The organism is Mucilaginibacter gracilis (assembly GCF_003633615.1).
Taxonomy (GTDB): Bacteria; Bacteroidota; Bacteroidia; order Sphingobacteriales; family Sphingobacteriaceae; genus Mucilaginibacter; species Mucilaginibacter gracilis.
In genome coordinates this window covers 3,365,236-3,390,496 of record NZ_RBKU01000001.1, presented here as the reverse complement: position 1 = coordinate 3,390,496, position 25,261 = coordinate 3,365,236, and the positions used below count along the sequence as shown (strand labels likewise).

Here is a 25,261-nt window from a genome sequence, read left to right as displayed (position 1 = left end):
AATAAACCTAACTACCTTATTATATGCTCGTCTTTGGAACACAAATTCATATCGTTACTTTCATTTTTATTGTACTGGAACTAATGATGCTCAGCTTCCAGTTTTTTTACTACCTGTTCAGGCCGGAAGACAAAAACCGACTATGGTACTTAGTATTATTGGTATTAATGCTTTTCTATAACATTACCGGGGGCCTTTTCCCAGACCCAAACATCAAAATCTCCATCGCGTTACAGGTAATGATTGCCTATGGCAGCGGATTTTTAATGGCTTCTTATTTCCCGTTCTATTTTTACAAGGCATTTGATCTGAAGTCGTTACGCTGGCATGCGTATTACGGCGTTCCCTTATTTTTGATGCTTCCCTACGTCATCTTTTTTATTATCGATTATGCGATAAACGGTAATCTTGAAGCAGATTTAAAATATGGCATGATTGCACCATTTGTATACGCGCTTGTGTTGCTTTGGGTAATGTTTCGGGCGATCAGAAAACAACAGGAAGAAAGCAGGAATCATAAAAAGTATGTCGAAGAAACCGCTATGTATCTGGCAATTAGTCCGTGGGCAGCGCTGGCATTCTTCGGTTTTGTAGAAGAAAGCCAATTAATCGAGGTCTTATGTACTAATACAGGTATTGTCGCTATAAGCTCCTTATTCATCTGGAAATCTGTTAAAAAAGCACGTTATGAATACCGTCGTATATTAAAACTAAATATGGATGGCACGCCCCCCGAGATCCTACAGGAAAATTTTATTCGGTATCAACTAACCAAAACTGAAATAGAAATAACACAGGCGATATTAAGAGGATCGAATAATAAAGAAATCGCCGATGCTTTACATATCTCTGAAGAAACGGTAAAAAAACACATCTACAATACGTTCCGAAAAATGAAAGTTAAAAACCGCGCAGCTATGATCTACAAGTTGCAAAACGTGCATTTTAATATCTTTTTGGCACTTTTCTTATAAAAATACCACTTTTTTAGTAGCAGATTTACACCTTTTTGGTATTTTTTGAATGCGGCATTCCTTATAGTTTTGACCCTGTTTTTACAATGCTCAAAATTATTAGAAAGGAATCTATGGAAAAAATTTACGCATTTCCCGCCAAGTGAAAGTTGTCGCCAGTGAACAGGCAGGGCAGGAATTACTTAAATAAATTTCTATATGTTACAGGAACAAAATTCCCGGCTGTTAATACAGTTGGAACAGGATTTGGAACATCTATCGTTCCAGAACTTTGAGCCGCTTGAAAAATTGACAAGTGCTTTAAAACTGATCAGGCAGGCCCTAAACAAATTGAAAGAGTTTTTAGGAGCCTACCCATTTAAAGATGCACACGAACAGATTAACTTTTTCAAGTACATCAAACCATCTTTTTATCAATGGCAAATCTATTATACGGAACTGTATACCATTGAAGCCGGTTTCCCGTTCGGCGATACCGATAAGCAAGTCGATTATCTAAATCAGGAACTGCACTATTTTGAACGTTTTTTTCAGCAGTACGCATTTTTATATCAATACTATAAACTGGATGCCGATGAACTGGATAATATCTACTTTATACGCGGCGAAGAAATTCAAAGCGTTCTCTTGCCTGAAGTACCGGACGTAAACCCAGGTTTTGCAACAAGTTGCGATTACCTTTTCTCTAAGTTTAAAGCATTTGAAAAACTCAAATCATGGGTTATAGAGAAATTGCTTTACCTGAAGAAAAATCCTGCATCGCCCTTACAGTTGTCGAGCGACTCCGATGAAATGAAATGGACAGGCGACACAATCAATCTTGCCGAGATCGGTATTGGCATTTACCATACCAAACAACTCAACAATGGCACGGCCACCCTGACTGAAATTTTCCGTTGGCTGGAAGACAGGCTTCAGGTTAAGATCGGCATTCCCTCTAAGCGGCTTTCCGAATTACGCCGCAGAAAAAGGTTAAGCCGGACGAAATACCTGGACGAAATGAAAGAAAGTGTTGTCCTGAAACTTGATAAAGATGACGAGTTTGAATCTATCAGGTAAAAACACAACCAATTGACCTGAAAAACCACTTGCGTAATCGGTTAATTTTCAATTGCTTATTGTTTATTTAAGGGATATCCCTCAATGGTTCAAACCAAAATTTGCAGTCTTTGAAAATTTGCTTTTGAAAATCCCGGCATAATGGTGTGCCGGGATAAAAGCAAATTATTATGGTACTACAACATTTCACATGGCAGCAGTTTTTAGTCGCCGCCACTATCCTGACAGCCATCTGGTATGCCGTTATTATCCTGGTCTTTTACAGGCAGCGGATACAGGATCTGCTGCAAGGTAAGAAAAGGGATAACGACCCGCCGGAACCATTAGGCCACGCATGGGACGCTGATTTTGAGGATGAGCCGGAAGATGAAACAGACGATCTGATTGGTAAATCAGCGATGCCGGAAGGCATGACAAAGGTAAGCATGAGTATGTTCGGTTTCGCCCCAGGCATTAGTGAAGAAACTAAGGAACAGGAGACAGTAACTATCGGTAATGAGGACGACGAATTAAAAAACGACACCGGAGACGATGACCGGGAAAGACAGCAGAGCGTGATACCTGATGTGATCGAAGAACTCAAAAGCATCTTTCACATTCTGGAAACCGAAAAAGGCACAAAGGCCGATTTCTTATCTCTTTTTGCTTTGGTAAGCTCCAAGTATCAGCGCATTCGCGGCACTTCAAATCAGCAGGCATTAAATGATTTTATCCGCGAAAACCTGCCTTTCAGCATCACCGACGAAGAACTTAACAGCCTTTGGGCATAAGTACTTCACCCCAATTTAAACAAGTCATTTTTTTATCCGTGAAATCAAAAAAATTAATAATGAAAAATCACATCCCTTATACCCCGAAACAACAGGCGCTTTTAAAAACATTAATGTTTGCCTTCGCGCTGCTTACGATCAATTATTGCTTCGCTCAGGACGGAAATTCCGGCATTAATTCGGCTACCACACAAGTTAAAAGCTATTTTGAAAGCGGCTGTAACCTGATGTATGCCATCGGTGCCGTAGTCGGCATAATTGGCGCTATTAAGGTTTTCAATAAGTGAGACAGCGGGGGCTTTAGGTTACGGCGAAACGATTTTTATAACCGCTAAGCTGCCCGAGCATATTCGTGTAGGCAGGGACGATTTAATTGACAATTACCTGTTTTTGACGTCAACCCACAACGGTACAGGCTGTATAACTATCGCCTTTACACCCGTGCGCATTTGGTGTTCAAATACCCTTAATGCTGCTCTAAGGAACTGTACCAACGCCGTAAATATCAGGCATACCGCAAGTGCAGAGGAAAAACTGAAAAGCGCACACAAGATGTTAGGCTTATCCGATCAACTAACCGTTGAACTGGAGGCAATATTTAATCGATGGGCAAGGGTTAGGATAACTGACCCACAGGTAAAACGGTTGATACAGTTAGCCATGATACCGAATAAGGAAACCTATCAAAAATTAAAAACAGGTCAGGAAGCCGAATTATCGAGCCATTATAACAACATGGTGAGCAGCGTTTTTGATTATGCCATGACGGCCAACAGGAACATACTACAAAGGGTACGTTGTTCGGAGCGTATAATAGTATCACAGGCTATTTTCAGAACGTCCGCAATTTCAGGGATGAAGAAAGCAAGTTTAAAAGCATCATGTACGGCACAGGTTCTCAAAGGGGGCAGACCGCCTTTGACCTTTGTACAGATTTTGCCAAACACGGCACGGATGCGCTGATACTTAATTAATTCCATAAGGCGGGCCAGTCCCGCCTTATTCAACTTTAATGCAATGGAAGAATTAACAATATGTTATGAATATGATTTTGCCCTTACCGTCCGAAAGAAGAACGGAAAGCAATATAAAAATCATCATATCGCAGGAATAGGTATCAGTTATAGCACCGCCTTATTCGATGCTTATACCATCCTGAAAAAGCGAAAATGTGAAATACTGACTATCAACTACGTGAAAGCCAAAAGCATTGCATTCGCTTTTGATAAGGACGGAGCATCTGTAAAGGTCAGCTTAAACGAATACCCGCCCCCGATACCTGATGATTATGAAAAGGAACTAAACCGCTTACCAAAAAAACAATAAAATGAAAAATTTAAGAAATCTCACTAATGCCGATAAAGCCAAACTGTTACACGAGCTTTTTCCTGATGAAATACCCTATCTGTTAGACCGCATAATAATAGTGTGCGCCGACCTGAAAACCAATCAGGAGCAACACCGCAAAACATGGGACTTTGGTTTAATGACCTTTGATATGTGGCTACAGTTATCCGAACAGGTAGAGGAACGGATAAATAAGTACCGTTCAAGTTTAGTTAAAAGCAGTAAGGTATTTTCAGACCGGTTGTTTAGTTCGTTTGACTATACGGTGCTTTTTGTAAATGACCGTATCGTTAAGTATGCGCAGCACAATAGCGAAGACGAGAAATTTAAACTGGCCGTAGAATTATTGTTTAACGCTTAATGTTTAAATCATGGCAAACGAAAAATGTCTATATGATAGATGGATAGGTAACGAAAAATTGAATCTTAATAAATTTACGATTACTTTATTTCAGCTATTCCAATTTGCAGATGGAGGAAACCGCCAAATCATATTGGATAACTGGCCGGAATTTTTTATAAGTTCTGAATATATTTAATTTTTCAGCCAACGTAAAATACGTTAAATTAAGGCATTTAAGAGCCCCGAAAAACTAACTATATATTATTGTTCGGGGAGTGAGAAACGGCCTTATATCGCTTGTATTGGCCTTGACACAAGTGATATAAGGCCGTATTTAGGTCGCGCGATAACTTCGGTTAACCTCTTTTAAGCCATTACCATGCTTTCTAAAATTGGTTTTGTCCGTCGATGTTTTCCAAAAATTCGCTCAAATTTTTTACTACATTATCCAGTTCGAGTGCAGAAACCTGAAGATATTTACAGTGTTCGCTAATGTCAGCCGGAGTAAGCAATGCGAAATCAGTATCTATATTTTCGATCAAACCTAATATATTGGCTACCGGCTTTCTAACCTGGTGAGAAGCCATGAATAACAATTCTTCCAGAGCTTTTGAATACGCTTGTTCTTTCAGAATGCTGGCTTGATAAAGTTTCCTGTAACGAATAGCAATAGAAGATGTTATAAAAATAGCTAATATGGATATGCCCCGATTAGTCCAAACGGATATGTCCTGACGAGCCTTTAAATCAAAAACAAACGCGTTTATCATGATAAGTACGCAGGCCGCAATGGTAAACCCGGCAATGATCTCCTTTTTTTGTTTGAATGTAATGACGATACAGCAGATATATAGCGTGTCAACTACATAGTGACTGGGTGTAAACACATCAATGGCGAAAACCAGCAACAAACTTATAGCAGCCAAATACTGCACCTTCGTAATTTTGATCATTATTAAATTTCTTAGATTTATATGTTTACCTTTAATTATGAAATGTACCACTTCGATTGGGTTTTTATGCCTTGCTGCTTTATTCGCCTGCGGACAGGTGCACCATAAGGAGGTGAAAATTTCATCTGAAGATAGTGTAAAATTGAGGCGCTACGAATATCGAAGCAGCTTTTATCAAAATAAAAAACCCGATTCTGCTATTTATTTCGCAAATCAGGGTCTGAAACTCTCAAAGTCTTTAAATTACCCTCTGGGCGAGGCTTGGATGCTGAACAGGTTTGCGCGCATCAATGAAAAATACGGAAACCTGAAACTCGCTGTAAAATATCAGAAGGGTTCATTGGCCATCTTTAATAATTTAAAAGATATTTTAGATTCGGCAGATGCTTCGGCCAACCTGGGATTATTGGAAGGACGGCAAGGGAATTTCAAGTTTGGTAACCAATACCTTCATAATGCCCTGACACTATACCAAAAAAGCAGGAATACAACAGGCATCATTAAAGCCTATACCAAGCTGGGAGAATTAAACGAGTTGAGCGGAAACCGAGATCTGGCTTTACAGGATTATGCACAGGCAGAAAAATTCAACCAAGGTAAACCATTATCAGATGAGTATTTCTTACTCATTAATAGCATAGGCGTTTTGCATACTAAGATGGGTAATCACAAGCAAGCAGCCGACTATTTCGAAAAGGGTATCAGTCAAACCGGTGCGGTTCAGCATGTCAAAGCGCATATCGCATTCTTAAATAATGCCGGTAAAACTTACGATCAACTCGGAGACAAACAAAAAGCCTTAAATTATCATCAGATGGGGCTTGTAAAGGCCAAAGCGAACGGGCTCCACGAGGAAGAAGCACGTTCACTCATGGGCATTGCTAATGTCCTTAAAAATAAGGACGCCGAGCAGAGCATTCAGCATTTAAAAAACGCCTTGGATATTGCACATACAATTGGCCATAAACAATTAGCGGCGGAGATATATCGGAGCCTGTCTGATCTGTACCGTCAACAATCCCGCTATGCGGATGCACTGAATGCCTTGGAAAAGCATCACCGCTTATTGGATAGCCTTCAAAATGCCAATGTTGGCCATAAAATTGCCGTTTTACAGAGTAGTTATGAACTTGCGGAATCAAAGCTTCGCATCGAAGCATTAGAGTTAGCCAACCAGCAAAGGACGTATCAGCGAAATGAAGGCTTGTTTACCGCAGTTGCAATTTTGCTGGTTCTTTTGATTGTAGGCGTTTATTTTTATAAGACTACCCGTTTAAATAAAAACCTTGCGGCATCGAATCTGATCAAAGATAAATTATTTTCGATCATCGGTCACGATCTTAGGAACCCTATCGGTGGTATCACCCAGTTATTGGAAGTGCTGGAAGATGAAAATTTAACAGAAGATCAACGGGTGATGGTTTCCGAAATGCGGAAGCAGGGTAAAGTCTCACTGGATATTCTCAATGCTTTGCTGAATTGGGGCGAAGCGCAACTAAAAGGCATTCACATCGAAAAGGTGAGTTTCAATGCTAAAAACAGTATTACCAAAAATATCTTGGCCTTACAAAAACATGCTGGCGATAAATCGATTCTCATTACCGATGCAACCCCGGACGATCTGACCTTATTCGGCGACATCAACCACTTTGAATTTATTATACGAAACCTCCTTTCCAACGCGATCAAATTCAGTTATCCATCTGGAAAAATAGAAGTTGCGGCAATCAATAAACCAAGCTCGAATATCGTTATCTTTTCGGTAAAAGATCATGGAAAAGGTATAAGCGGGGCACAGCAGGAAATTTTCCTAAAAGCTAACCTTGATATTGCTTATGGAACAAAAGGTGAAAAAGGAACGGGCATTGGCTTAATGTTGAGCAAGGAATTTATCAAAGCGAATAAAGGCCAGCTTTGGATCGAAAGTAAAGAAGGTATAGGAAGCACATTCTTTTTTACGTTCCCTGCCATCATTGATGTATAAAAGAAAAGCCACATAAATATGTGGCTTCTGTATTAAATTAATTAGGGGGAAATTAGATTATAATTTTTCTACTTCTTCAATAGATAGTTTCGTTGTTTTGGCAATAAAGTCATTAGCCAAACCCTCACTTTTCAGTTCTTTGGCGATAGCCACAGCCTTTAGGTGTTCGCCTTCTTCTTTGCCTTTTGCTTCACCTCTTTTATACAGCGGGTCTTTTTCTTCCTTGAAAAATTTAGTTACTGTTTCCATAGCTTCATCAAATTGTGTTTCTAAGTTACGCAATTGTACCAATATACGCAACTGGTTAAAATATCTATCTTCCGCCAAGTCACTTTTAGCAAATGATTTTACTTCTGTTAAAATACTTTTTAACGCGATAACCGGATCATCATTTTTAAAATCTGCCAACACCGCGAGTAATTTTTCTTCCGGTTCGTTCGCGCTCAGAAAGATTTTGTAATCAACAGAAGAAAGAGAGAGCAAGTGATATCTAAAATAAAAATCCTCTTTTTCAATACTCTCCGTCATCTTAGGACTGCCGGCACCGATAAATACTACATATTGCTTGATATCCGTTCGATACTTCCATTGCAGCATGATACTGTATTCTGCCATCCGATAGACCATATCTTTATCAGCCTTAGCCTGGTATTCTATATGTAATATATAATTCCGGCCATCCGCATCTACGACCTTTTTCAATAGGTCTGGTTTACGTTCCTTTGTATGCTGTATTTCGTCCGGTACTTCTTCACTGCTGACAATATCTAAGCCCAAAAGATACCGGATGACGCCCGGCAAAGCGATCTCCATATTCTCCCTGAATATTTTATCGTATCGGTTTGTCCGATTGCTATCTTTTATTTTTGCCATGGTTTTAAGCTTGCTTTAAGCGTTCCCGCAATACCTTCATATCATTACTAACTTTTTTCTTTTTGATTTTGGAGTAAATTTGTGTAGTGCGCAAGCTGGCGTGTCCAAGCATCCCTGATACAGTTTCCATTGGCACCCCGTTTTCCAAAGTAATTGTTGTAGCAAATGTGTGTCGGGCGATATGAAAGGTCAATTTTTTATCAACCTTTGCCTCTTTAGCAATCGCTTTGAGATAACGGTTAGTAGCCTGATTTGAAAATACCGGAAAGATCGTTTTTGTGTATCCTGCCATCGGATGATTTCTGTACCTGTTTATCAGTTCAATAGCTTCAGGAAGCAGCAAAACAAAGAATTTCTTGCCGGAAAAATTTGCCGTCTTATGCCTGATCATCTCTATCCACTTTTCGCCCTCAATATCTGTTACTAAATGATTATTATTTAATAAACACATATCGGCAAAAGACAAGCCGGTGTAGCAACTAAATATAAAAACGTCCCGAACAATTCTTTGCCCGTCTTTATCCAGTTTTACCCCTTTAATATTTTCAATTTCTTCCAGTTCAAGCGCTTCACGATCTTTATTAACGATTTTACGCTCAAAACGCAAAAAAGGGTCTTTAATCAACCATTCGTTTTTAACCGCTATGTTAATCATTTTGCGCAAGCGTTCAATGTGTTTCATCACGGTATTGTTCGCACATGGCCTTTGGTTTTTATCCGGCTCTCTTTGGCGTAGATAGATTTCAAAATCCACAACAAATTTGTAATCCAGTTGGGAAAGATAAATGTCGTGACGCTTTTTCTTCTTTAATAGAAACTCCTTTACGTAGCGTTCGGTAGTGAAATAGTTTTTCATTGTGCCATCTTCAAGTAGCTTTTTGATCTCCGTATTATGATAGTTCATCAGCCACAAGAGAGTAGTTTGTTCCTCGTCAATACCTTCAACCTTTGCTTTGATAGCTTCAGCATTGACCAATTCCTTATTAAACCGCAGTTCATCATAAGCGTTATTGATCTCCGTTTTTGTCTGCCGAATTTTTTCCTTGATGTCCCTGGCTTCAGGGCTGTTACCCGTTACCTTTTGATCGTCCTGTTCCCACGTGTCCATTTTGACACGGCGCTTTAATGACATGTCTACAAATTTGCCATTTACGGTAATGCGGACATAAATCGGCGCGTTTCCTTTACTTGCCTTATCTTTTTTGATAAAAAAGTTAAGACTGAATGAATTTGTTGTTTTCATACACTTTATCCCGTTTTAAATGACAATGGCATACTTTTATCGAATCAATGGGCCCAGCCGCAATATCAAAACGGCCTAAACACGCACAAAACAGATATAAGCATTTCATTATCAATTGATTAATAAAATTCATCGGTTAATAGTACGAAAAAAAAACAGGGTGCAGAATAGGGCATTTTTACTTTGATATTCAATGCCGCATTTTGATATGAAAAATTTAAAAATAAATGAAAAAACCCCCTAAATCTTACAATTTAGAGGGTTTTTGACTTGATTTGGTATCGCTGTCGTCGGGATGGCAGGACGATTAATCCTTTCCGCAAATAACTATATATCAATTAGTTGATAGAGACTTTTTAGAACTACTCACTGTTTTACTCACAAATATTTAACAGTGACTGATACAAATTTAATCATCGTTATCAATTTGTGCAACAATAATTCAGATAAAATGCTGTGCCACGTATAATGCGTATTTATTTTATAAAAGCTTGAAAAGCTTTATAGTCTAACTCTGCCTGTTGCAACTTTGGATTAATGTCTAAATACTGTTTTTCAGCCATCGCTGCAGAAGTAAGAACATCACTTTTCATTTTTTGTAAATTTAAATATTGAACTTTTAATTCTCCTTCTAATTTTTTCTTCGTCCTACCAATTTCAACTGCCAATATACCTATGTCTTTTTTAATGGCTATGTCATCTGGAATATATGTAAAATTCAATCCTATCCTCTGTTGCCAGCGTTCAAGTACGTGAATATTGGCGGGGCCGATTCCCGCTATCCTGGTACTGCTAAGTCGTGAAATATCGGCGGCAGTTCTAATTCCGTTTTTTTGCAGTAATAACTTTTTAGCTGGCCCAAACGTGGGAATCGTATAGTATAAAATATCAAATCGCTGAAGGAAAGCATGATATTTAACTTCGTAATGTCTTTGTTCTATTCTCTTACTTTTTAAGGTATATTCATTTGGAAGATTCTTAAAATCAGAAATTTGTCTATTTAACTTACTTGCTGATTGATTGTAAGATTGAAGAATAATAGGATTATTATAGTGCTTCGTAATGTTATCAAAAGCAAATTTCAAATCATCGTATGTTTTTTTCCTGTTCGCAAGCTCCTTTCGTAATTTACTGTCCATCTGCAGAATAGAATCGAAAATAGCGATGATGATACCACCACCTATAAAAAACGCTAAACTTATAAAACATAAGCCTATTGTTGTTATAATTATAGCTGCAATTACACCTTTATGAATGTGTTTTAAATGGACATATTTCTTAGGAATAGGTGAGGCTCTTAAATCTTTATTTGTGTAAGAATTGGGTATTGGTTGGATTTCTATTTTTTCTATTTTGAACCCGTTGACAAACTGATCGATATCGTTTAGTTCACTAAGTTCTTTAAGATTAGCATCATCAAAAAAATAAGTTATACCCACTTTTTTTTTAAAGTCACACCACGGACAACTCGGCATTTTCTTGGGATAAATGTGTAATTCAGAGTGAACGCACATTATCACTTCTTTGTTGAAATTCGCAATTCCTTGAGCCCAATGGATTGGTAGCGGTCTATCAAGGTTTTTTTCGAAAGCGTTATGAAACAGTTCGATTAATTCTGTAGTTAAATTTTCTATAGCGAACCCGTACTTGGCTGGAATTAATTTTTTGTGTTTGTTTTTGATTGAATAAGCAAATTCATTAGTTATTATTGCTTTTTCTTCTTCGATCTCCTCTGTTGTAGAGTTTATGCCTGTAAATGGAGCTCGGCCTAAAAATAATAATTGAAATATGAGAGTGGCGAGGGAAAAAGAATCCGTATTAATTGATCTTAAAACGTTTTCGAAAGAGTTCTTTACTAATATTTCGGGCGGTGTATATCGAGGCACACCAACTTCACAAAAATGATATATATTACGGTTTTTAACTTGAAATGAATCACAATCAAGAAACGCAATCATAGCTTCTTTATTGACCAATATATTTACCTCATTCACATCTCCAACCACCACATCAAATTGATGGATCTTATGAAATGCAATGGCCAAATTCCTCGCCACGTGAATTAAGAAATTATACCCTTTGTCTGGAAATAGCATTTTCCTATCCATTGGGCTAAATAATTTATGTATTGGAACATACCCCTCAAGCTTTCTCATGACAAAGCCACAGGTCTTTGATGAGTTATCTTTAACTATATCAATAGGCCATGCAGCGAATTTCTGTAATTCTGAGTTTCCAATAGAAGACATATATATCAGTTTGTCTACTTTGTTTTGCTCTAAATCATCTCGATATAATTTAATTACAAGGGTTGCGTCTTCTAAAATTTCTGACACGATTCCCTCTCCACCGCTCCCTATTTCATTTCCAAGGGAATATTTCTTTCCCTGTAACCCATTAAAAACTTGGCTTCCCATGTCTAAGTTTAGTAGCTAATAGCAATGTCTTATCATCATCGGTCTTACTATTAATTACATCCCCATTTAAAAAACTATTAAGTTTATTGTTTAAAATATCCACTTGCTCGCTATTTTCAGCAACCCTTAACCATTTCATTAAGTCGTTAAAAAAAGGCTGATGCACAGTAGTAGATTCGTAATCTAAAGCAAGCATTTGTAGGCCATCGGTGAAAACAGAAATTTCAGTTATTGTTTCTTCAAGCACTTTAACATTAAGATTTTTTAAGTTTATATTATTGGTGATGCGTTAAGTTTTCAAAATTTGTTGTAAATATCTGAATATAAATATATTATAGCCGTTCTTTGATTTTTTGATTTGATTTGACCTTTAGTTTTGGCCTTTTATGATAAGGCGATGAATTCAGGGAAATACGTTTTTGCGCAACTTTTGCACTTTGTTGACCGGTATGAGTTTGAGAAATATGTTTCAAAGTATAACGGCGATTTCAGGACAAGGGACTTCGACTGTTGGAACCAGTTTATTCAGCTGTTCTTTGGGCAGTTAACCTCCCGTAACTCTCTTCGGGATATTTGTGTTTGCTTAAAAGCCCATAAAAACAAATTGTACCATCTCGGTATCCGGAAATACGTAAACCAGTCTACTTTATCCCGTGCAAACGAAAACAGGGATTGCCAGATATTCGCGGATTTCGGTAATTACCTGATCGGAAAGGTTAGGCCGCTCTATGTCAATGAACCGGTTGCTAATGTGGATATTGCCAATGAAGTGTTTGCTTTAGACTCTACAACGGTTTCCCTGAGCCTGAAGCTGTTTAGTTGGGCTCCCGGAAAATATTCGCGCGGTGCTATTAAAATACATACGCTTTTAGACTTAAGGGGGAATATACCCGCTTTTATCCTGATCACCGACGGTAAATACCACGACAGCAATGCCCTTGACACAATAGTTCCGGTTTCAGGGGCCATATATGTTATGGATAAAGCCTATGTCGATTTTATTGCATTATATAATATACACAACAGCGGCGCGTCATTTGTTACACGGGCAAAAGACACCATGGATTACACTGTCATTGAGAGCAACTTCAACATTGACCCACGATCCGGTCTCAGAGGGGACAAGACCATCCTGTTGAATGGATACAGGTCTAAGAAACTTTATCCCGAGCAACTAAGGCTGGTGGAATACTATGACGATGAAAAAGGTGCTGAACTGATATTCTTGACTAATAACTTCGAGGTTTCTGCCCTGGAAGTTGCAAGGCTGTACCGCAACAGATGGCAAATAGAGACTTTTTTTAAATGGATCAAACAGAATTTGACCATTAAATCTCTCTGGGGGCAATCGGAAAATGCGGTAAATACTCACATTTGGGTCGCAATCTGCACTTACTTGATCGTTGCTTGCGTAAAGCATAAGTTGAAAAGCACCCTTTCCATTTACGAAATAATGCAGATTCTTGGGATCTCAGCTTTCGATAAAACTCCTTTGAAGGAGTTATTAACAGAAGATCAAATCATTCAAAATGTCAAAGAACAATCAAACTTGTTTAGTAAAACTTAACGCATCAGTAATAAGTTTATATCATCAATTAAAAATGTTGTTGTATTGTGATATTCACCGTTATGTGGCCACCAAAGGAAATTAAAATTTTCGTCGTTCCCATGTTTTACTATTGCACCATCACCAATTTGAAGAAAACATGCTTTGCCTGGGAGAATAATAAAACCTAATAGAGTACAGGAAAACTCGTTTAAGGCTGCGCTATATTGCCCGGCAAGAGCCACTAAATCATCATAAACAATTTCTGCAAGTTTAATTAAATCACATTCTTGAATTTCGACGCCATCTATTAGCCATTGCTGAACTATAGCAATGCCTTGTTCCACCGCGAGTGTGGATGCTTTGGCTGCGTATTTTGCACTCCCTGCGCCATCGCTTATGAAACCAATCAACGTTTCGTTTTCTTCGCCTGAGTTTATTACACAATATTTTATGGCATCTTCACATCCTTTGCTCAATTCGGTATGTGAAGAACCAATAACACTCTGTCCAATAACTTTCCAATTCATATTTCTGCCCAACCGGATGGTGGAAGTAATTTATTATGCTCACCTGGATTTTTTCTTGAAACATCTTTTATTGATCCTGATACCCACAAAAAAAACTCTTTAAACGAATGCTCTCTCAACCTTAATGGTGGCCTGACTGAGGATAATTTACTTAGCATATCCATATCGGCATTATCAACAGCAATTGAAAAAAAAGCAAGTTGATTTTTTTCTTCGTTCTCTTTTATTATTTGAGCCGCTTCTGACCAATTATCTGTGGGCGCTCCATCTGTTACAAGAATAACCCAAGGTTTGTAATATCCAACTCCGTTTTCTTTGTACACCTTAATTCTCTGTAAAACCATATCAATCCCCAATGTTATTGCCGCACCGATTGGAGTATCGCCATTTGCGGACAATTTTTGAGGAATAAAATTGTCCGCTGTTTGAAATTGACATTCAATATTCACTGGTCCAAAAGTAATTATGCTAACTTCAACACGCTTAGATGCCAATGAATCTTTCATTAAGTCATCTTTAAAAGCCGTTAATCCCACGTTCAATTGTTCTATTGAATGTCCACTCATAGAGCCAGATGTATCTAAAAGTAGCATGCAGGGGCAACGCCTTTCCGGGTTAAGTGCGAAATCTTCCGTCCCAAAAGGGATTTGCTCAAATGAAATATAATCGTCCATTGTATTAACTGTGATTTAAGATTGATGAATTAAAGGTATTATTATTAAATGATATTGTTATTGTAGTTAGTTGTTGTTGTACTGTTTGCAGTAATCAATATATAAAAAAAAGGATGTTCTGGAAAGATAATATGATTTTAAAAAAAAGCGGTGTTGATTTTTAGATATTTACCTCTCTTGCTTCTTAAGATTTTCATTTTATCTTCGATATAGTAATCGACTTGCTATATTAAACAAAGGTAAGTTCTGTGTTTTTTAGCTTTTTACACACCATCCCATTTCAACGCTTAGGCACCAAAAGCGCGAGCCGGATTAAATGTCAAGGCCGAAGCACCGCTAAAAAACAAAACACCAATGCTTCGCTTGTATAGCCTTTACTTTTAATCCGGCGGTCGGTAACTTTGCCTACGCGGTGAAATTGGTTTTTTCTTTTCAATAGGAGAAAAAACAGGTGTGTTGTGAGGAACGAACTTCACTCCTGTATAAGGCGGAGAGGCTGGCACCGTAGGCACGTAGGTGCTTGCCGCACACGCCTATACGCCATGTAAGTAATGAATGATTGAATAATCGTCACATATCTACCGGGCTGTCTTTTAAAGCGGTCTTATTCAGATGCTGGCAATATTTAAAAAGGTCGTCTATGAAGTCGTCAAACATTTCATAGTACATGAGCATATCGGTAATTTCTTCCGCGCTTACAGTTACTGCTGAATTGTAAACCCATCCCCGATATAACTCCCAATGGATTGTTTTCAGTCGTTCAACAGGATAGTTGATAAATACATATCGTATCGAAAGTTGTAAATCTCTTACCGCCTCCGGCGTTAAATTTTCGTTTTCTTCATTTTTCATAACAAATCATTAAGAAAGGTGATTTGATATAACTTCAAAATCATACGGCACAGTTTTTTTGCTATTAGGGTCGATGAAATGTACCGGATAAAAAGTGCTCAATTCGGCGAAAAATGTATCCTGAAATTCCCTAAAATGTTGTTTGAGAATAGTCATCCGATTATTGTATAATAACATCCAGCGCAATAAATCATCATCCTGAACCGAAGCCATCAGGTAAATCAAATCGGTAGCCTTATCGACTACAAAAAGCGGTAGTTTGTTCTTAAATTGTAGCGGGTTACCATTTACTGTCACTATGGCTTCTAAAGCGAAATGATCCTGGTATAGTTTCAATTGTAAACTTAATACAGGTCTTTCCAAACTGTACTTACAATCTCGCATATCCGATTTCCGTGGCTTGCTCCTCAAATACCTTAGCCAGTAAGTATAATAGCTGTAGTTATACCGTTCGTTTAAAAGCAAGGGGATTGCCTGCTCCCACAAGGTGAGCATTTCTTGTTTTAGACTTTGTTCCTCTTGTTTTTTTCCCTCACCAGGCATACCGTATTGCCGTTTTGCAATATCATGCTGTTGCAGGCTTATCGCATTAAGCATTTGCTGATTAGCAGTGTAGGATACGTTTGGGATCAACTTTTTTTGATGGTTGAATTGTTTAAAGCTTACAATATCGTTGCCAAGCTTACTCGTAACACCTAAACATGCCATTAAAATAGGCAGGTGTACATGATGCTCGCCTAAATTGTAGGCCATACAATAGGCGATGGCCTCCTGTCCTCCGATGGGATATGCCAACGTTTTAGCGGGTTCTATTAGCGAAAACCTTTCCCGCTCCGCAAAACCAATATTGGATTTAAAAATGTTGCCGAACTTCTCTTTTGGTTTAACTTTAATCCAATTCTTGGTTACTTCCGTCGTAAGGAATTTGTCTTTAATTTTATCATCGTCAACTATCCCCGGCCAATAATAATCTTCCAGTTCTAAGCGCCGAAACCACGCGAGATTATGCAAAGTCATAAATCCATGAAAACAAAGTTTTTCACCAGGCATACCACACGTACAAGCTATATCTAATTCCGTTAACCCGACATGCAGGTATAACATATTTTCAGAACCATCGGATAACTTGGCTTCTACTGATATTAGCGCATTTTTGAAACCTTTATACTCTACATGATTACCCATGTAAACTTTGCGCCCCTTTGGTACCGGATAGTGCAATTCAAGCATTTCCCGTGTTAAACCCTGCCCGCTTTCCAATGAAATGGTGTAGAAAAAAGTATTCTTTGGCAAAATTATGCCTGGCTTCATATTTTTTTTCATGATGCTTTTGGGAGTTTACGCTACCGGTTCAGTAGTATGATTTTCTATTAAACTAATAACTGTTGGTATTTCGTTACGATATTGCTCTAACCTTTTATTACAGAGCATTTTGATAAGATTAAGAAATTCTACAACCTGCGTAAATAATTTATCAGCATCGGCACTATCAATTTTATATTGATCTTTATAGCGGGTTTCCGAATAACTCCGTATCAGTATTTGAAATTGCCGTTTTTCTTCTGCGGTTTTTCTCGGAAATAGTTCAAACGGTTCATCCGAAAAGCATCTGCATAGATTGATCAACCGGGCAAGATTGTGCATATCTGAACGGTAACCCATATAAATACGAATAACCATGATACAAGCCTGTTCGATGGCTTGGTGCAATTGAAATACACAATTGTTGTAATACCCGTGTTCTAAACAGGTGCTGGCCGATTGCAGAAAGCCCAACGCCATGCCCTCCCTATGATCGTAGTGTTTTTGTGCACTGCTTAGTGTAGTAGATGGATTTAAATTGCGGAAATCTGTGTTCAAACGTAAACCGTTAAAAGAATACAATTGCAAACCATCCCGGCAAACCGTGTTAAAAAAACGATTGCCCTGCTGTATTTCATTAGTAACCGTTTCTATACCATGAACAAGTATAGTAATGTTCATTTGTGGAAATGCACCAGTTACGTGATCCTGTACCGAATGTTCAATACGTGTTATATCTGTAGTGAGCATCAATAAAAAATAGTGGTTATCTGCTATTGTAACATCTTCTATAAAACAACTGGCCGCCGATCTAACGTCGTTTAAGCAGCCAAAGCAATAGATGTATTCCACATTGTACTTGGTAACGAGGGAATTAATGACCTCAATAAGCTTGTTATATTGGGGCGTAGTGAGAGTTAAGTTCTGTCTGTTCATGGCCTTAATTTTGATTGTTTATCAAAATTGCTGTATGCTTGTAGTGTACCGAACCATACCAGGTTGTGTTTTACAATACCGGGGTTGTTTTGTACCTTTACAATAATCACATTACATTTGAGCTATGGTAGAACCTACTTTACATATTGGTAGAAAAATCAGCAAGGTACGCGAGCTGAAGGGCATTAAACAGGAAACCTTGGCCAGCTTGATGGGGGTTAGTCAGCAAGCTATATCTAAAATTGAGCAAAGCCCTGATGTGGAAGATTTGGCTTTAGAAAAAATAGCCCAAGCGTTGGGAGTTACTGCCGATGCGATAAAAAACTTCACTGAAGAAGCAGTTTTCAACTACTTCAATAATTTTCACGATAACAGTACAGGTGATTTTCGTCACCATTGCACGTTTAATCCATTGGATAAACTAATGGAGCTTGTTGAAGAAAACAAAAGTCTATACGAACGCCTTTTGGCAAGTGAGAAAGAAAAAAACGAACTACTTAAAAAGTAGAAGCATTATTTAAATTTTTGGATGTGAATCTTTATTGATGTGTTCATTCTTTAACTAATAACTTCAAATACACGAAAATTTTTCCACTATGTTCCGCTTCGTGATAGTTGGCGGCTTGTAGCGCCTCTACATGATTTTTCACTTTAAATCCCATGGGTAACTCAAAGGGCTCATAGTTGACAAATAATCTGGATTCCAGATCGGATTCAAGGTGGTTAACTGTATCAATCAATAAATGTTTGACCTCATTAACATCAGGAGTGATTTTCCAAGACCTTGGAGATGAACCAATTTTGAAAGAATCCTCAAATTCTTTAGATATGTGCATTGGTAATCCGCTACGCATATACATATGCCTCTGTTGAGAAGTGATACAATGACCAATTTGCCAAATAATATTATTGTTAAAACCTTCCGGAATTTTAAATAATACTTCGTAATCACTTTTTTCAATCAATTGCAATAGCCTGGTTCTGCTGGCTCTTAATATTTCACATTCAAAACGCTCATTAATCATTTGAGTTGGTTTGAGGCTTCAGCAAAGGAAGAATCCATAAAGTCATCTAAACTAACCTTTTCATATTTAAGTTCAAATTGACAGCTCATTTTTTAGGAGTTTACGCGCAATCGGCAACTATCTTTTATGTTTACTTGTGCTGTTTGTTTTACCTTTTAGTTTTCTTAGCTTCTCGTTGGCAGCTTTACTCTCTTCGGCAGCTTGCTTTGCCTCAATGGCAGCCTGGTACATTATTTCCCTTTCATCTATGTTAGCCTGTGCTTTTCTGATGAGGCTATCAGGATTATTGCTATAGGCGCTATCAATCTGCCGGGCCACGTCGGGATAGAACCCGCGTAGTAACAGAAACTTATTGTTCGCATCACTTCTTCGGTTGTTTTCCAGATACAGGTTTATTGCAATGATTAGGAGAATACAAAAGCCAAGTATAAGCCCTAAAACAGTTTTAATAATGAATCTGGATTTAGGATCGAACTCGTGCTTGATAGGTATCGCTTTTGGAATGGCATCCAGTTTTCTATCGAAGCCGTTTAACTGGCCGTCGAACCGTTCCAGTTGTTTACTATTCCCCAACGTTTTCATTTCCGCTGTTTCTTTGACCTTTGTTTCTAAATCTTCTATTTTTGAGGGTAGACCAGCCAAATCAAGTTCTTCTACTTTTAATTGCCTTTTTTCAAGCTCGGTCATTTTTTTTGCCAGGCTATCTATGATTTCCTGCTGTATGTTGTTTTCTTCGTGATTTTCCATTGTCTTAATGATTAATGTTACCTGCTTATTTTATAGGTCTGACTTGGCTTTTTTGCGCTTCTTCTTTCGCTCGTCCGTGTCGTAGATATAAGGCATCGGCTCAATATATTCAGGGGTAAGCAGCACTTCGAGCAATGATTTACCACCTGTACTTTGCCGTTGAGGGAATGCAGAGGTTTGTGATTGGACGGCTGCTTTCAGGTCGCTGACAAACTGTTTATGCTGTACCTGTTCGGATTCCCGTTGTTGTACATTTTGCTGTATGGCCTGGGTTATTTTGCTGTAACTTAAACTGCGGTCGATTTCCGAACCTTTGAATTTATACTTGCCCTTACCAAAACTGATACCTTGTATCTCCGATGTACCACTCCTAAATTTGAAGTACGTATCAATACCTTGCTTAGCCAGTTCCTTTTTTAGTTCTGTAATATTGTTTACTTTTTTAATCGCTGCTTTTATCGTGTCGTGCAATTCGTACTTTAATTTATCAATGCCCTTTAATTGTGGGCGGTTCACTTGTTCTTTACCCTTGGCCATGTACATGCCGTATTTTAAGGTAAGTTGCTTGCTAAACTTTAGATTGTTATAATGCTGGAACTTGTCGGTAATGGTTTTGCCTTGGTTGTTTACCCGGTTATAAACGATGTGTAGATGGGGATGCTCTTTATCCTTATGCCTAACCATCAATACCTGTGTATCCTGAATTTTCATTTTCTGCAAATACTCTTTGGCGATCTCCACCATTTTTTCATCGTCTAACTTACCCTTATCGTTCGGACTCCAACTCAATGCAATGTGGCCGACTGCCTGACCCAAGCTGGGGTTCATTTTGCGCTGCATGTTGAAATCATCTATGGTGTGTGCAACCTTGTCGATACGAACACCATCCGCATACAACACAGCGGCATCTTTTTTAAGCACGTTATATTCTATACAGCCGCCAAAGCTTTTACCGGGTTTGGGAACTTTACCTATCATCGCTATTGAAATATTTTAGTGCCTGATCTATCTCGGTCATCAGCCCATCACACTTACGGGCTACTGATAATAAGCCATCTTTATGCGCCAACTTTGTAAGCTGATTCAGGTTGTTAGCCATTCCGGTAAGCATCCTCATGATCTGCATGTCTTCTGGATTTAGCCGAGCTACAACTCTTGCGGCTTTAGCTGCCGACCTAAACCAATCACTAATTCTCATACCTGCATCCTTGGCTCTACCGGCTATCACAAAATGCTCCGTTGCGGTTAATCTGACCCTAACAAAAGCCTCCCGTTTAATGGTCAATTTCGGCCTACCGCCTTTATGTTTCGGTTTCTCTGATACCGTTCCGGCCGTCTCTTTTAATCCTGTTTTCATACTCACCGATCTTTCATACTCAATCCTTTTCTGTCTTTTTTCTTTTTGCAACCAACGGGCGCAAAAAGCAAGTTTGCCCCCTTGCCGAAGGCTTGGGGGAGTTTTTGTGGAACAAAAACACAAACTTGCTTCTTATCGGCAAATGACTTTGGTTAACGACCTTCGGTCGGTGTAGACAGCTATGCAGCTATACCGCAAGCGGTACGCTGCGCTGCTTTTTCTCCAAAGCTTCGCTTTGGGTTCTGCTTGCAGAACCTTACTTGCTATCACCCTCCAATAACTTTTCAATGTCCTCCATTTTGTAGTAAAGCATGCCACCGATCTTGGTGTATCGTAGCGTTCCGTTAACCCTTAAATTCTGTAGGGTGCCGGGCGAAATGTTTAACAGCTTTCTGACTTCGTAGCTTTTCAGCCATTGCTTACTTTGACCCTGACCAGGCTTTAACAAACTTTTAATCTCGGACAACATTTCATTTTTAAACCGCTTCAAATCTTCCCATGTGATTAATTCAACGTTCATCTTTTCCTCCTTGCTCTTTAGTTTTTTGTACCATGATTTTGAGCACCTCGCTCTTTTTAAAATACACCCGCTTATGCAGGCGCAAATAGGGTAGCCCCTTTTTCATCCAATCTGTAAGCGTGACTAACGACACGCCTAATTCTTCGGAAAGTTCTTGTTTGGATAATAGCCGTTCATCCTGCGGCGGATTTCCACCTGCATTAAAATGCTCTTGTAATTCTGCCCTTACTGCATCCCTGACACACCGGCTTAGGGCTTCTTGGTTTATTATCTCCATGCCGCAAATGAAAAGAGAAAAAAAGTACGCGCGTGACCACGCAGATTTGCGTGGTTAAATTGATGGTGTTTTTAGCAACCTAAAACAAGCAAGTAGTGTATTGAAATACAGACTGTTAGGACTTATAGGAAATAGAGGTAAGTATAGTTAAGTTATGCAAGTTTTAACTTTGCTTCTTCTTAGCCTTCAATTGAAATAACTGTAATTGGGATGGAATTTTGGCATACTTGCTACCGGGGTTTTTGCGATCTGCGGGAAAATATCGACGTATGGTTTCGAGGCTTATTTCGTTACCCCCCTCCCTGAAATACTTGGCGATCATCTTGCACCACACAATTTGTGTTTGTGATAAAACCAATTCTTTTTTGCCATCGGGCAAAAGGGTTTCATCCTGAATTTGCAGGCATATATCTAAAAAGGTCAACAGGTAACCGTCCGCGATATTAATAAACTCTTGGGTTTCTAATTTCTTTGCTGCCTTTAATTCATCTTTTAATCCAGCAATTTCTTCTTGTTGTTTCCTAATCATCTCCTGCTGGTCGGCGATAATTTCAGGTAAAGTTCTTTGGGTATCCCATTGGTCAATTGAGCGGAGGTATTTTTGAAAGTTTAAGAGCTTTTCCAATATCTCTACATCCAAAGCATGACTTGAATTGAAAGGGTCTTTTATTTCAAGGTAGTTAATACGCCTTAAAACGATCTGCCAAACAAAAGAAAAAAACTCCTGCTCACCCTGTGGCTCCTTGCTTAAAAAGTAATCGAGGTGGTATAGGTAATACGGCTCATATTCAAGCTCCGGCAGTTCAAGTACCTTTTTAATAAAAAGATTGTCTTCGTAACCATCCTTTAATCCGGTGAGTACGCCAACATCGTATTTGTGTGAGTTAAGGTCGAATGATTCGTGCGGCTTGAAGTATTTGTTGGGCATGGCTTCAGTATTAATCCTAAATACATGCTACAACCGTAAATTATCGTTTTGGTTTCTGAACTATAAAGGCATTCTTTAACAACGGTCAGGCTCTATTGGCCAACCTTAATCGCAAGCAAATATTTATTAGCTTTAACCCTATTAATAATCAACCTCCATGTATGCCGGTATAAACCAAAAACTTGCTCCAATACGATTCTTTTTTTTCATTCAACCGGATAGCAACTTGCGATTCCAGCGAGCTATGGAAGTTGCTTGCCATGTGTGGGGTGGTGCGTTTGCACCAATATTTGCTTTTTATGAAAAACTACCGATAGCTTACCGTCGGGAATTTAATATTGATATTACTACAGTTGATTATTACCGTTTTACGGTAGAGAATTATGATCCTGATGTCATTCTATACGATGAAGATCTTTCTGAAGATGCTGTAAAAAAAATTGCAGGCGAGCGAGTTTTAAAATCTATCAAGGATTACACAGATGAAATTGATAAAGGAACAAATGATCGTGCAATCAGTACTTTAGAAATTGCAAAGTACTATCACGAAAATGAGTTTAAATATCTCCGAAATGACGAGTTGGTATTTAGTTTGTCAAAAATTGCACCCGAAAATATCCTGCTGAATGCGTTAATGGGTATTACTTGTGAAAAGCTAAGAAAGGGGATTGAGAGGTTATTTAAAGGAAATGATATTTTAGAACAACCTGTAATAGGCTGGGATGAAATGTTGGAGTATGCTGTATCCGATAAAATAGATATTCTTGACTTGATTTATCATAAATTAAGAACGTGGTCAAACAAGCCTTATAAAATGGGTTCGGGCATTTACTTTATGCGTTCTGATCGCTTACAGGATGTAATGAATTTCTGGAACCTTCGGGCTGCAGGCTGGAAAATTGTACCACTGGCAACTGATCTGTTGGATAAACCTTACTTTAAAGATTATGTACTGCGTTTTACAGAATGGGCAGTACAACGCGATGGTGGGTCAATAGGTTCTATCAGGTTATTAATCGGTCATGGTTTTATGAAGGACCAGATCGATACCGCGTGGGAAAAAGTTAAGCCGGAGGTTACAGGAAAAATACAGGCAGCAAGTTTCTCATGGCAAAGTTGGTTCCCACGTTTTTGGGCAAATTACGAATATCAAGACGCTGACCACATCAAAAGTGAAGTGCCTTTTTATGATACTTTTTACGATCAGTATGATGTAGAGGAAAGCCGAGTTGAATTTAAGGCACAGGATCTCCCGTTTTTTTACGACTGGAATCTCGTTAGAGAGTCTGCCTATAAAGTAATTTTAGATATTTCGGTACATGATAGCCACGCTGAATATGCCAACCTGTTGTTTGGAATTACAGACATGCAATTGCGACAGTTAGCTGCACCGATAGATTTTCGGGAATGGCGGTTATCATCAGGCGGAATACACCGCACCATAAACCGGAGTGACAGCAAGATTATGTTGTCGTTACCCAAAGCGCTTGATTTTTTCAAATTATATTTTTCCAATTTAGGTCAAAAGCTTAAAGAAACTCCTAATAGCAAATTAGCGAAAGAGGTTTTAAAAAATATTGGCGGACTGATGTTAGGTAAATTTTTGCTGCGAGCAGGCCCCCTAAAAATCATCGAACTTTTTGAAGGTGGCAAAGCAATTTCTTACAGTCAATTAATTGCAGAGATACAAAAGACATTATCGATCAAAAAGGTCGCCGACGCACAGGCATTTATTGGCAGGCTATTGGAACATAAAATCGTTGAAATGGGAGCGCAAATTCAGTGCAGCGTATGTGAGCAACACGGCTTTTTTTTGCCGGAGAACATAGCTGTTCAAATAACCTGCCCAATCTGCCGTAACCAATTTGGCTTACCCATGGCCGCGCCTACCAGTATTAATTGGTATTATAGAGGTATTGGTCCCTTTTCAAGGGCAAATAAGGCAGATGGTGTAATGGCTGTATTTGCGACATTAAGCCTGTTTCAAACTGAAATAACAGGTCACGATGAAAAAATATCTGCGTTATTTGGTTTTGAGCTAATCAGTAAAAAACAAAGCCAGACACCAAAAGAAATTGATCTGTGCTTGTTATTGCAAAGCGGCCGTGACGAGTATAAACGACCGGACTTACTGTTTTGCGAATGTAAGACCTATAAGCGTTTCACCGTCGTTGATATCGAAAGAATGATAGCGCTTGGCGATGAATTTCCTGGAGCTATATTGGCAATGGCAACTTTGAATGAGCGTTTGGATGAAAATGAAATAAAGCTATTGACAACGTTGGTACAGCATTTCCAAAAAGGAAACGACAGTCGCCCGGCTAATCCAGTATTAATCCTAACAGCCACTGAACTATTACCGGAAGATTATCGCGCCGGTTTTAGAGCTTATAAAAACAAGATTAAACCTTATCACCGCTATAATGATTACATCGGCGCATTGGCTGAATTTAGCGTTAACGAACATTTAAAAATCAAAAACTGGTGGGATGTCAAGGAACAAGTTTGGCAGGAAAATATATTTGTTCGTCAAATGGCATCTCATATCGTAAACAGCTTACAACTACGACTGACGAACCCGAAAAAATAATTTTAATAAGGTAT

Annotated in this window: 28 protein-coding genes and 2 pseudogenes; 13 read left to right on the top strand and 17 right to left on the bottom strand. The window is 38.6% G+C overall.

The features are described 5' to 3' along the window. The first annotated feature begins 23 nt into the window (after positions 1–23). The 9 genes and pseudogenes from BDD43_RS14755 to BDD43_RS30060 all read left to right on the top strand — a co-directional run bounded on the left by BDD43_RS14755 (position 24) and on the right by BDD43_RS30060 (position 4,689). Positions 24–974, top strand: coding sequence for a response regulator transcription factor (locus BDD43_RS14755; RefSeq protein WP_121198393.1), 951 nt, complete (start codon positions 24–26; stop codon positions 972–974). A 198-nt stretch (positions 975–1,172) separates the two neighbouring features. After that, positions 1,173–2,033: an RteC domain-containing protein gene (locus BDD43_RS14750; protein ID WP_121198392.1), complete on the top strand. Its 861-nt coding sequence runs from the start codon at positions 1,173–1,175 to the stop codon at positions 2,031–2,033. 170 nt (positions 2,034–2,203) lie between these two features. After that, complete coding sequence (locus tag BDD43_RS14745; protein ID WP_121198391.1) at positions 2,204–2,803, top strand: hypothetical protein; 600 nt, start codon at positions 2,204–2,206, stop codon at positions 2,801–2,803. A gap of 59 nt (positions 2,804–2,862) precedes the next feature. Further along, a pseudogene (locus BDD43_RS14740) lies at positions 2,863–3,087 on the top strand (DUF4134 family protein); the annotation flags it as partial. Continuing rightward, positions 3,062–3,478: pseudogene (locus BDD43_RS31085) on the top strand (DUF932 domain-containing protein); the annotation flags it as partial. The pseudogenes BDD43_RS14740 and BDD43_RS31085, both read left to right, overlap by 26 nt. A gap of 122 nt (positions 3,479–3,600) precedes the next feature. Then, entirely contained in the window at positions 3,601–3,777 is a 177-nt protein-coding gene (locus BDD43_RS31080; protein ID WP_394339625.1) for a hypothetical protein, read from the top strand. A 43-nt stretch (positions 3,778–3,820) separates the two neighbouring features. Then, the gene (locus tag BDD43_RS14730; RefSeq protein WP_008504198.1) at positions 3,821–4,129 is read left to right on the top strand and encodes a hypothetical protein; all 309 of its coding nucleotides are present in this window, start codon (positions 3,821–3,823) and stop codon (positions 4,127–4,129) included. Between the two features lies 1 nt (position 4,130). Continuing rightward, the gene (locus BDD43_RS14725) at positions 4,131–4,511 is read left to right on the top strand and encodes a hypothetical protein (protein ID WP_008504197.1); all 381 of its coding nucleotides are present in this window, start codon (positions 4,131–4,133) and stop codon (positions 4,509–4,511) included. Between the two features lie 10 nt (positions 4,512–4,521). Next, a complete protein-coding gene (locus BDD43_RS30060; protein WP_008504196.1) occupies positions 4,522–4,689 on the top strand; it encodes a hypothetical protein in 168 nt (55 codons plus the stop codon). A 190-nt stretch (positions 4,690–4,879) separates the two neighbouring features. Here the strand turns inward: BDD43_RS30060 and BDD43_RS14720 are convergent, their stop codons facing one another. Then, positions 4,880–5,446, bottom strand: a complete 567-nt coding sequence (locus BDD43_RS14720) for an ATP-binding protein (RefSeq protein WP_008504195.1) — start codon at positions 5,444–5,446, stop codon at positions 4,880–4,882. Between the two features lie 37 nt (positions 5,447–5,483). Here BDD43_RS14720 and BDD43_RS14715 point away from each other — a divergent pair, with 37 nt between their 5' ends. Continuing rightward, on the top strand, positions 5,484–7,430 hold the full coding sequence (locus BDD43_RS14715; RefSeq protein ID WP_008504194.1) for a tetratricopeptide repeat-containing sensor histidine kinase: 1,947 nt from the start codon (positions 5,484–5,486) through the stop codon (positions 7,428–7,430). 57 nt (positions 7,431–7,487) lie between these two features. Here the strand turns inward: BDD43_RS14715 and BDD43_RS14710 are convergent, their stop codons facing one another. From BDD43_RS14710 to BDD43_RS14695, 4 genes are all read right to left on the bottom strand, one after another. After that, a complete protein-coding gene (locus BDD43_RS14710) occupies positions 7,488–8,303 on the bottom strand; it encodes an RpnC/YadD family protein (protein WP_121198389.1) in 816 nt (271 codons plus the stop codon). A 4-nt stretch (positions 8,304–8,307) separates the two neighbouring features. Further along, a complete protein-coding gene (locus tag BDD43_RS14705) occupies positions 8,308–9,546 on the bottom strand; it encodes a site-specific integrase (RefSeq protein ID WP_008504191.1) in 1,239 nt (412 codons plus the stop codon). A gap of 476 nt (positions 9,547–10,022) precedes the next feature. Continuing rightward, the gene (locus BDD43_RS14700; RefSeq protein ID WP_121198388.1) at positions 10,023–11,963 is read right to left on the bottom strand and encodes a protein kinase domain-containing protein; all 1,941 of its coding nucleotides are present in this window, start codon (positions 11,961–11,963) and stop codon (positions 10,023–10,025) included. Continuing rightward, positions 11,944–12,237 carry a hypothetical protein gene (locus tag BDD43_RS14695; RefSeq protein ID WP_394339633.1) on the bottom strand — a complete coding sequence of 98 codons (294 nt, stop codon included), beginning with the start codon at positions 12,235–12,237 and terminating at the stop codon, positions 11,944–11,946. The genes BDD43_RS14700 and BDD43_RS14695 overlap by 20 nt, the downstream gene beginning before the upstream one ends. Positions 12,238–12,360: 123 nt before the next feature. Between BDD43_RS14695 and BDD43_RS14690 the strand changes: the two genes are divergently transcribed. Then, positions 12,361–13,530, top strand: coding sequence for an IS4 family transposase (locus tag BDD43_RS14690; protein ID WP_121196589.1), 1,170 nt, complete (start codon positions 12,361–12,363; stop codon positions 13,528–13,530). On the opposite strand, the gene BDD43_RS14685 is transcribed toward BDD43_RS14690, so the two are convergent. The 5 genes from BDD43_RS14685 to BDD43_RS14665 form a co-directional block, all read right to left on the bottom strand. Then, positions 13,527–14,039 carry a protein phosphatase 2C domain-containing protein gene (locus tag BDD43_RS14685; RefSeq protein ID WP_121198386.1) on the bottom strand — a complete coding sequence of 171 codons (513 nt, stop codon included), beginning with the start codon at positions 14,037–14,039 and terminating at the stop codon, positions 13,527–13,529. The two genes, BDD43_RS14690 and BDD43_RS14685, sit on opposite strands and share 4 nt — an antisense overlap. Next, complete coding sequence (locus tag BDD43_RS14680) at positions 14,036–14,713, bottom strand: vWA domain-containing protein (RefSeq protein WP_121198385.1); 678 nt, start codon at positions 14,711–14,713, stop codon at positions 14,036–14,038. The genes BDD43_RS14685 and BDD43_RS14680 overlap by 4 nt, the downstream gene beginning before the upstream one ends. Positions 14,714–15,283: 570 nt before the next feature. Next, entirely contained in the window at positions 15,284–15,565 is a 282-nt protein-coding gene (locus BDD43_RS14675; RefSeq protein ID WP_121198384.1) for a hypothetical protein, read from the bottom strand. 9 nt (positions 15,566–15,574) lie between these two features. Further along, positions 15,575–16,888: a hypothetical protein gene (locus BDD43_RS14670; RefSeq protein WP_121198383.1), complete on the bottom strand. Its 1,314-nt coding sequence runs from the start codon at positions 16,886–16,888 to the stop codon at positions 15,575–15,577. Positions 16,889–16,903: 15 nt separating this feature from the next. Next, on the bottom strand, positions 16,904–17,803 hold the full coding sequence (locus tag BDD43_RS14665) for a HEPN domain-containing protein (protein ID WP_121198382.1): 900 nt from the start codon (positions 17,801–17,803) through the stop codon (positions 16,904–16,906). 124 nt (positions 17,804–17,927) lie between these two features. Here BDD43_RS14665 and BDD43_RS14660 point away from each other — a divergent pair, with 124 nt between their 5' ends. Continuing rightward, entirely contained in the window at positions 17,928–18,311 is a 384-nt protein-coding gene (locus BDD43_RS14660; protein WP_121198381.1) for a helix-turn-helix domain-containing protein, read from the top strand. Between the two features lie 43 nt (positions 18,312–18,354). Here the strand turns inward: BDD43_RS14660 and BDD43_RS14655 are convergent, their stop codons facing one another. The 7 genes from BDD43_RS14655 to BDD43_RS14625 form a co-directional block, all read right to left on the bottom strand. After that, positions 18,355–18,828: a DinB family protein gene (locus BDD43_RS14655; protein WP_121198380.1), complete on the bottom strand. Its 474-nt coding sequence runs from the start codon at positions 18,826–18,828 to the stop codon at positions 18,355–18,357. A 117-nt stretch (positions 18,829–18,945) separates the two neighbouring features. Beyond that, a complete protein-coding gene (locus BDD43_RS14650) occupies positions 18,946–19,575 on the bottom strand; it encodes a hypothetical protein (RefSeq protein ID WP_121198379.1) in 630 nt (209 codons plus the stop codon). 30 nt (positions 19,576–19,605) lie between these two features. Further along, on the bottom strand, positions 19,606–20,553 hold the full coding sequence (locus BDD43_RS14645) for a relaxase/mobilization nuclease domain-containing protein (RefSeq protein WP_121198378.1): 948 nt from the start codon (positions 20,551–20,553) through the stop codon (positions 19,606–19,608). Next, complete coding sequence (locus BDD43_RS14640) at positions 20,543–20,932, bottom strand: plasmid mobilization protein (protein WP_147425646.1); 390 nt, start codon at positions 20,930–20,932, stop codon at positions 20,543–20,545. The genes BDD43_RS14645 and BDD43_RS14640 overlap by 11 nt, the downstream gene beginning before the upstream one ends. 256 nt (positions 20,933–21,188) lie before the next feature. Then, positions 21,189–21,452 (bottom strand): helix-turn-helix domain-containing protein, encoded by a 264-nt coding sequence (locus BDD43_RS14635; RefSeq protein WP_121198376.1) that lies wholly within the window; start codon positions 21,450–21,452, stop codon positions 21,189–21,191. Then, the gene (locus BDD43_RS14630) at positions 21,442–21,729 is read right to left on the bottom strand and encodes a helix-turn-helix transcriptional regulator (protein ID WP_121198375.1); all 288 of its coding nucleotides are present in this window, start codon (positions 21,727–21,729) and stop codon (positions 21,442–21,444) included. The genes BDD43_RS14635 and BDD43_RS14630 overlap by 11 nt, the downstream gene beginning before the upstream one ends. 163 nt (positions 21,730–21,892) lie before the next feature. Further along, positions 21,893–22,657, bottom strand: a complete 765-nt coding sequence (locus tag BDD43_RS14625; protein WP_121198374.1) for a hypothetical protein — start codon at positions 22,655–22,657, stop codon at positions 21,893–21,895. A 244-nt stretch (positions 22,658–22,901) separates the two neighbouring features. On the opposite strand from BDD43_RS14625, the gene BDD43_RS14620 reads away from it, so the two are divergent. Further along, positions 22,902–25,247: a hypothetical protein gene (locus BDD43_RS14620; RefSeq protein ID WP_147425645.1), complete on the top strand. Its 2,346-nt coding sequence runs from the start codon at positions 22,902–22,904 to the stop codon at positions 25,245–25,247. Positions 25,248–25,261: the final 14 nt, after the last annotated feature.

Bases quoted from the DNA above. Each gene is read 5' to 3' on its own strand.
- BDD43_RS14715 (WP_008504194.1), top strand. From the start codon at position 5,484: ATGAAATGTACCACTTCGATTGGGTTTTTATGCCTTGCTGCTTTATTC.
- BDD43_RS14640 (WP_147425646.1), bottom strand. From the start codon at position 20,932: ATGAAAACAGGATTAAAAGAGACGGCCGGAACGGTATCAGAGAAACCG.
- BDD43_RS14685 (WP_121198386.1), bottom strand. From the start codon at position 14,039: ATGAATTGGAAAGTTATTGGACAGAGTGTTATTGGTTCTTCACATACC.
- BDD43_RS14635 (WP_121198376.1), bottom strand. From the start codon at position 21,452: ATGAACGTTGAATTAATCACATGGGAAGATTTGAAGCGGTTTAAAAAT.
- BDD43_RS14705 (WP_008504191.1), bottom strand. From the start codon at position 9,546: ATGAAAACAACAAATTCATTCAGTCTTAACTTTTTTATCAAAAAAGAT.
- BDD43_RS14750 (WP_121198392.1), top strand. From the start codon at position 1,173: ATGTTACAGGAACAAAATTCCCGGCTGTTAATACAGTTGGAACAGGAT.
- BDD43_RS14710 (WP_121198389.1), bottom strand. From the start codon at position 8,303: ATGGCAAAAATAAAAGATAGCAATCGGACAAACCGATACGATAAAATA.
- BDD43_RS14720 (WP_008504195.1), bottom strand. From the start codon at position 5,446: ATGATCAAAATTACGAAGGTGCAGTATTTGGCTGCTATAAGTTTGTTG.
- BDD43_RS14730 (WP_008504198.1), top strand. From the start codon at position 3,821: ATGGAAGAATTAACAATATGTTATGAATATGATTTTGCCCTTACCGTC.
- BDD43_RS14625 (WP_121198374.1), bottom strand. From the start codon at position 22,657: ATGCCCAACAAATACTTCAAGCCGCACGAATCATTCGACCTTAACTCA.
- BDD43_RS14680 (WP_121198385.1), bottom strand. From the start codon at position 14,713: ATGGACGATTATATTTCATTTGAGCAAATCCCTTTTGGGACGGAAGAT.
- BDD43_RS14690 (WP_121196589.1), top strand. From the start codon at position 12,361: ATGAATTCAGGGAAATACGTTTTTGCGCAACTTTTGCACTTTGTTGAC.
- BDD43_RS14655 (WP_121198380.1), bottom strand. From the start codon at position 18,828: ATGATTAATGAGCGTTTTGAATGTGAAATATTAAGAGCCAGCAGAACC.
- BDD43_RS14675 (WP_121198384.1), bottom strand. From the start codon at position 15,565: ATGAAAAATGAAGAAAACGAAAATTTAACGCCGGAGGCGGTAAGAGAT.
- BDD43_RS14670 (WP_121198383.1), bottom strand. From the start codon at position 16,888: ATGAAAAAAAATATGAAGCCAGGCATAATTTTGCCAAAGAATACTTTT.
- BDD43_RS14745 (WP_121198391.1), top strand. From the start codon at position 2,204: ATGGTACTACAACATTTCACATGGCAGCAGTTTTTAGTCGCCGCCACT.
- BDD43_RS14630 (WP_121198375.1), bottom strand. From the start codon at position 21,729: ATGGAGATAATAAACCAAGAAGCCCTAAGCCGGTGTGTCAGGGATGCA.
- BDD43_RS14700 (WP_121198388.1), bottom strand. From the start codon at position 11,963: ATGGGAAGCCAAGTTTTTAATGGGTTACAGGGAAAGAAATATTCCCTT.
- BDD43_RS14725 (WP_008504197.1), top strand. From the start codon at position 4,131: ATGAAAAATTTAAGAAATCTCACTAATGCCGATAAAGCCAAACTGTTA.
- BDD43_RS14665 (WP_121198382.1), bottom strand. From the start codon at position 17,803: ATGAACAGACAGAACTTAACTCTCACTACGCCCCAATATAACAAGCTT.
- BDD43_RS14660 (WP_121198381.1), top strand. From the start codon at position 17,928: ATGGTAGAACCTACTTTACATATTGGTAGAAAAATCAGCAAGGTACGC.
- BDD43_RS30060 (WP_008504196.1), top strand. From the start codon at position 4,522: ATGGCAAACGAAAAATGTCTATATGATAGATGGATAGGTAACGAAAAA.
- BDD43_RS14620 (WP_147425645.1), top strand. From the start codon at position 22,902: ATGGAAGTTGCTTGCCATGTGTGGGGTGGTGCGTTTGCACCAATATTT.
- BDD43_RS14650 (WP_121198379.1), bottom strand. From the start codon at position 19,575: ATGGAAAATCACGAAGAAAACAACATACAGCAGGAAATCATAGATAGC.
- BDD43_RS14645 (WP_121198378.1), bottom strand. From the start codon at position 20,553: ATGATAGGTAAAGTTCCCAAACCCGGTAAAAGCTTTGGCGGCTGTATA.
- BDD43_RS14755 (WP_121198393.1), top strand. From the start codon at position 24: ATGCTCGTCTTTGGAACACAAATTCATATCGTTACTTTCATTTTTATT.